We start from the raw sequence: 6241 nt of genomic DNA on the forward strand, positions 1-6241 counted from the left end.
GCCGCACCCCCGTGCCGAGCCACCGCCCGGCGGTGCCCGGCGGGACGAAGAACCCGAGGCGGTGGTCGTCGAACCCGGCGAGCACCGGCCCCATCCGGTCCAGGCACCGCCGCAGCACCGCCAGCGTGGCGTGACCGAGTTCGCCCGGCAGTATCAGCACGTCCCAGGCCTTGCCGGCCGGCAGCAGGGCCACGCCGTCGGCCCGTTGCTCCCATTCCGCGCGGCAGGCCGCCGGGTCCGGGGCGACCGACGCCAGCCACTCGACCGCCCGCTTCACCGCAGCCGTCCCGTTCATCCGCGGACCACCTCCTCGCTCCCGGCGCGCCGGCCTCCGGCCGCGCGCACTGTCCCGTGGGAGAGAGGAGGTTCCGTCCCGGTCATTACGCGACTTCGACGGACTCACCCCTTCGGGTGAGCAACCTGAGGGAGCCCTCAGCTGTCGAAGCCGAGGCCCACCCGGTCCAGCGCCCGCAGCCACACGTTGCGTCTGCCGCCGTTGACGTCGGCCCGGGCCAGCGACCAGCGGGTGAGCGCGATGCCGGTCCAGGCGAACGGCTCGGGCGGGAACGGCAGGGGCTTGGAGCGCACCATCTCCAGAGCGGTCCGCTCGGTCTCCTCGCCGTCGAGCAGGTCCAGCACGACCTGCGCGCCGAACCGGGTGGCTCCCACGCCCAGCCCCGTGTAGCCGACGGAGTAGCCCACCCGCCCACGGTGCGCGGTGCCGAAGAAGGGCGCGAACCGCGAACAGGTGTCGATGGCTCCGCCCCAGGCGTGGGTGAACCGCACGCCCTCCAGCTGCGGGAAGCAGGTGAAGAACTGCTCGGCGAGCGCGGCGAAGGTCTCGGGCCGGTTGTCGTACTCGGCCCGCACCTGCCCGCCGTAGCGGTACACGGCGTCGTAACCGCCCCACAGGACGCGGTCGTCGGCGGTGAGGCGGAAGTAGTGGAACTGGTTGGCGAGGTCCGCCAGCCCCTGTCTGCCCCGCCATCCGACCGAGGCCATCAGGTCCCGCGGCAGTGGTTCGGTGACCAGGGCGTAGTCGTACACCGGCACGGTGTAGGGCCGCACCCGGCGCAGCAGGCTGGGGAAGACGTTGGTGGCCAGAGCCACCTTGCCCGCCCGGACCGACCCGTAGGGCGTGGGCACGTGCACCCCGGCGCCCTGCTGCCGCAGGGACAGCGCGGGGCTGTGCTCGTGGATCCTGACGCCCAGCCGCAGGCAGGCCTGCTTGAGTCCCCAGGCCAGCTTGGCCGGGTGGACCAGGGCGACGCCCCGGCGGTCGTAAAGACCTCCGAGGAAGGTCGGGGAGTCGACATGGGCGCGCACCCCGTCCGCGTCGAGGAGTTCGACGTGGTCCGCGAGCCCGTGCTCCTCCATCGTCCGGTGGAGCTCGCGCAGTTCGCCGATCTGGTGCGGTTCGGTGGCGAGGTCGATCTCGCCGGTGCGCTCGAACTCGCAGTCGATGCCGTAGCGGGCGACGGTGTCCTCGATGGCGTCGAGGTTGCGCGCGCCCATCTCCTCCAGGGTGCGGATCTCGCCGGGCCACCGGGAGAGTCCGTTGGCGAGCCCGTGGGTGAGGGAGGCGGCGCAGAAGCCGCCGTTGCGGCCGGAGGCGGCCCAGCCGATCTCCTTGCCCTCGAGCAGCAGCACGTCGCGGCCGGGGTCGCGTTCCTTGGCCAGCAGGGCCGTCCACAGCCCGCTGTACCCGCCGCCGACCACCAGCAGGTCGCAGGTGGCGGCGGCGGTGAGGGCGGGCTCGGGGCGGGGACGGCCCGGGTCCTCCAGCCAGTACGCGGCCGGCCGGGCCTCGGCGAGAGACTTGGTCCAACGGTTCATGGCTCCAGGGGCCATGAATCTCAACTCCCCACAGGATGTGTCGGATTACGCCTTGTTGCGTTTTCGGCCGTTCCCTACGGCCATGGAGACCACGACGACCAGCACGGCGACCAGGAACATGGCCGTGCCGACGACGTTGATCTGCACCGGGGTTCCGCGCTGTGCCGATCCCCAGACATACATGGGGAAGGTGACCGTGGAGCCCGCGGTGAAGTTGGTGATGATGAAGTCGTCGAAGGAGAGCGCGAAGGCGAGCAGCGCGCCCGCCGCGATGCCGGGCCAGGCGATGGGCAGGGTGACGCGCAGGAAGGTCTGCGCCGGTCCGGCGTAGAGGTCCTGCGCCGCCTGCTCCAGGCGGGGGTCCATCGACATCACGCGCGCCTTGACGGCGGTGACGACGAAGCTAAGGCAGAACATGATGTGGGCGATCAGCACCGTCCAGAAGCCCAGCCGCGCGCCCATGTTGAGGAACAGGGTGAGCAGCGAGGCGGCCATCACGACCTCGGGCATCGCCATCGGGAGGAAGATCAGCGAGTTGACCGCGCCGCGCCCGCGGAACCGGTAGCGGGCCAGGGCGAAGGCGATCATGGTGCCCAGCACGGTGGCCGCCAGGGTGGCCCACAGGGCGAGCTGCAGGCTGAGCGCCAGCGATCCGCAGAGGCCGGAGACCCCGCACGGGTCGCTCCAGGCGTCGGTGGAGAACGTGTGCCAGGAGTAGTTGAAGCGGCCGACCGGGTCGTTGAACGAGAAGACGGTCACGACGACGTTGGGCAGCAGCAGGTAGGCGAGGGTCAGCAGGCCGAACACGACGACCAGGCGCCGCCGGATCCAGGTGACAAGGGCCATCAGACGAGATCCTCCGTCCCGGAGCGGCGGATGTGGACGCTGACGGCCACCAGGATCACGGCCATCAGGATGAAGGAGAGCGCCGCGGCCGTCGGGTAGTCCAGGACGCGCAGGAACTGCGTCTGGATGACATTGCCGATCATGCGCGTGTCGGTGGAGCCCAGCAGGTCGGCGTTGACGTAGTCGCCGCCCGCCGGGATGAAGGTGAGCAGCGTCCCGGCCACCACGCCAGGCATGGACAGCGGCAGGGTGACCTTGCGGAAGACGGTGGCGGGGCGGGCGTAGAGGTCGGCGGCCGCCTCGTGCAGGCGCGGGTCGATGCGCTCCAGCGAGGTGTACAGCGGCAGGATCATGAAGGGCAGGAAGTTGTAGGTCAGGCCGCAGACCACCGCCAGCGGTGTCGCCAGGACGCGGTCGCCCGCGGTCAGGCCGAGCCAGCTGGTCACATCGAGGACGTGCAGGGTGTTCAGCGCGTCGACGACCACTCCCCCGTCGGCGAGGATCGTCTTCCAGGCCAGGGTGCGGATCAGGAAGCTGGTGAAGAACGGCGCGATCACCAGGATCATGACCAGGTTGCGCCACCGTCCGGCCCGGAAGGCGATCAGGTACGCCAGCGGGTAGCCGAGGAGCAGGCACAGCACGGTGGCGGTGCCCGCGTAGAGGACCGAGCGCAGGAACTGCGGCCAGTACTCGGCGACCGCGTCGGCGTACGTGGCGAAGTGCCAGGTCACCTGGTAGCCGGCCTCCAGCGACCCGGTCTGCACCGAGGTGGACGCCTGGTAGATCACCGGCAGGGCGAAGAAGACCAGCAGCCACAGCATGCCGGGCAGGAGCAGCAGGTAGGGGACGGTCCGGCCGCGGCGGCGCGGCGGCCGGGCGGCCTTCCCGGCGCCGGCCGGAGCGGGGGGCGGGGCGGCCTCGGTGAGCGTGGTGGAGGTCATCCGGCGTCCCCCTTCCCGGGCGTCGCGGCGACCGTGCCGGACATGTCCGCCGTCGCGAGGGTCTCGGTCCCGGCCTCGATGTCCTGGGCGGCGTCCAGTGCGAAGGTGTGGGCGCGGCTCCAGTGCAGGACCACCTCGGCGCCGGGCGCCAGGCGGGGGTCGCGGTCGACGTTCTGCGCGTAGACCGCCAGGCCGAGGCCGGCGGGGCTGTCCACCAGGTACTGGGTGGAGACGCCGAGGAAGCTCGCCTCGGTGACGACGCCGGTGACCCGGTTGCGGCCGGCGGGTATCCGGTCGGCCTCGTCGGCGTGGGTGAGCGCCGCCTTCTCCGGGCGCACGCCCACCAGCAGCCGCGTTCCGGCGCCCGCGGGGACGGGGCAGCGTTCGGCGGGCACGCCCAGGGTGTCGCCGCCCGCGCGGACCAGGATCTCGTCCTTGGCCGCGGAGAGGACCTCGGCCTCGATCAGGTTGGAGGTGCCGAGGAAGTTGGCGACGAAGGTGGTGGCCGGGTTCTCGTAGAGGTCGGCGGGGGCGCCGAGCTGTTCGACCCGGCCGCCGTTCATCACGGCGACGGTGTCGGCCATCGTCATGGCCTCCTCCTGGTCGTGCGTGACGTGGATGAAGGTGATGCCGACCTCGGTCTGGATGCGCTTGAGCTCCAGCTGCATCTGCCGTCGCAGCTTGAGGTCGAGGGCGCCGAGCGGCTCGTCGAGCAGCAGCACCCTGGGGTGGTTGATCAGGGCGCGCGCCACCGCGACGCGCTGCTGCTGGCCGCCGGAGAGCTGGTGCGGCTTGCGGCGGGCGAACTCGCCGAGCTGCACCAGATCGAGCATCTCCCCCACCTGCTGCTTCACCGAGCGGACACCGCGCCGTCGCAGGCCGAAGGCGACGTTCTCGAAGACGTCCAGGTGCGGGAAGAGGGCGTAGGACTGGAAGACGGTGTTGACCGGCCGCTTGTACGGGGGCAGCCGGGTGACGTCCTGGTCGCCGAGGTGGACGGTGCCGGTGCTGGGCTCCTCCAGGCCGGCGATCATCCTCAGGGTGGTGGTCTTGCCGCAGCCGGAGGCGCCGAGCAGGGCGAAGAAGGAGCCCTCGGGGACGGTCAGGTCGAGGGGGTGGACGGCGGTGAAGTCGCCGTAGACGCGGCTGATGCCGCTGAGGCGGACGTCGCCGCCGGAGGTGGTGCCGGTCATCTCGGTCATGCCTTTCACGCGCCCGTCAGCTTCGCGAACTTGGCCTCGTAGGCCGTCTCTTCCTTGTCGGTCAGGGAGCGGAACGCCCGTGACTTCGCGGCCATGTCCCGGTCGGGGAGGATCAGCGGGTTCGCGGCGGCGTCGGCGTCGATCTTGGCGAGCTCGTCCTTGACGCCGTCGACCGGGCAGACGTAGTTGATGTACGCGGCGAGCTGCGCCGCCATGGCCGGCTGGTAGAAGTGGTCGATCAGCCGCTCGGCGTTGGTCTTGTGGCGGGCCCTGGCCGGGATCAGCAGGTTGTCGGTGGAGGTCAGGTAGCCGCTGTCCGGGACGACGAAGTCGATCTCGGGGCTGTCGGCCTTGAGCTGGACGACGTCGCCGGCCCAGGCGACGCAGGCGGCGAAGTCCCCGCTGGTGAGGTCGGCGGTGTAGTCGTTGCCGGTGAAGCGGCGGATCTGCCCCTTGTCGACGGCCTTCTGCAGGCGGGCCACCGCCGCGTCGTAGTCGTCGTCGGTGAAGTCGCCGGGGTCCTTGCCCATGTCCAGCAGCGTCATGCCCATGGTGTCGCGCATCTCGGTGAGGAGGCCGACGCGTCCCTTGAGCTTCGGGTTGTCCAGCAGGTCCGACACGGACCGCACCTCGACGCCGTCCAGCGCCTTCTTGTTGTAGGCGATGACGGTGGAGATGCCGGTCCACGGATACGAGTAGGCGCGGCCGGGGTCCCAGTCCGGGGAGCGGAACTGGGCGGAGAGGTTGGCGTACGCGGTCGGCAGGTTGGAGGGGTCGAGCTTCTGCGCCCAGCCGAGGCGGATCATGCGGGCGGCCAGCCAGTCGGTCACGCAGATCAGGTCGCGGCCGGTGTCCTGCCCGGCGGCCAGCTGCGGCTTGATCTTGGCGAAGAACTCGTTGTTGTCGTTGATGTCCTCGCTGTACCTGACCTCGACCCCGGTCCGCGCGGTGAACGCCTCCAGGGTGGGGTGGCGTTTCTCGCTCTCGTCGACGTCCATGTACTCGGTCCAGTTGGAGAAGCTGACGGTCTTCTCCTTCGCCGAGTGGTCGTCGGCGGCGGCCGCACCCTGGGTGCTCCCGGCCGGCGGGATGCCGCACGCGCTCAGCGCGCCGGCGCCTCCGGCCGCGAGCACGCCGCCCGCCGACGCGCGCAGCAGGGAGCGGCGGCTGAGGGCGGCCCTGCGGGCCGGGGGGAGGCGGTCGGGCTGGTACTGCTCCATGCGCGAGGTGCCCTTTCGGGAATGCCCTTTCGGGTGGTGTCGACGGGAGGCGGTCCGTCGCCGGAGGGCGACGGCCTTGCGGCGTCCGGCCGCCCGGGGATGGCGGCCGAGTGCGCCGCGACGTGGTCCGCGAGGACCGGCGAGGGCCAGGCTGGGTGCCGATCCTGACAGAGCGGCGGGGCTCCAACAAGGGATT

At 71.3% G+C, this 6241-nt stretch carries 5 protein-coding genes and 1 pseudogene; all 6 read right to left on the reverse strand.

The window, feature by feature from the left end:
* Positions 1-295: pseudogene (locus tag ACOV8S_RS12975) on the reverse strand (hypothetical protein); the annotation flags it as partial.
* 137 nt (positions 296-432) lie between these two features.
* A complete protein-coding gene (locus ACOV8S_RS12980; protein WP_448317984.1) occupies positions 433-1851 on the reverse strand; it encodes an NAD(P)/FAD-dependent oxidoreductase in 1419 nt (472 codons plus the stop codon).
* Between the two features lie 30 nt (positions 1852-1881).
* The gene (locus ACOV8S_RS12985) at positions 1882-2682 is read right to left on the reverse strand and encodes an ABC transporter permease (RefSeq protein WP_448317985.1); all 801 of its coding nucleotides are present in this window, start codon (positions 2680-2682) and stop codon (positions 1882-1884) included.
* Positions 2682-3623 carry an ABC transporter permease gene (locus ACOV8S_RS12990; protein ID WP_448317987.1) on the reverse strand — a complete coding sequence of 314 codons (942 nt, stop codon included), beginning with the start codon at positions 3621-3623 and terminating at the stop codon, positions 2682-2684. Before ACOV8S_RS12990 ends, ACOV8S_RS12985 begins: the two co-directional genes overlap by 1 nt.
* On the reverse strand, positions 3620-4825 hold the full coding sequence (locus ACOV8S_RS12995) for an ABC transporter ATP-binding protein (protein WP_448317988.1): 1206 nt from the start codon (positions 4823-4825) through the stop codon (positions 3620-3622). The genes ACOV8S_RS12990 and ACOV8S_RS12995 overlap by 4 nt, the downstream gene beginning before the upstream one ends.
* 5 nt (positions 4826-4830) lie before the next feature.
* The gene (locus ACOV8S_RS13000) at positions 4831-6045 is read right to left on the reverse strand and encodes an ABC transporter substrate-binding protein (protein ID WP_448317989.1); all 1215 of its coding nucleotides are present in this window, start codon (positions 6043-6045) and stop codon (positions 4831-4833) included.
* Between the last annotated feature and the right edge of the window lie 196 nt (positions 6046-6241).

It is taken from the genome of Streptomyces sp. CO7 (genome assembly GCF_053474865.1).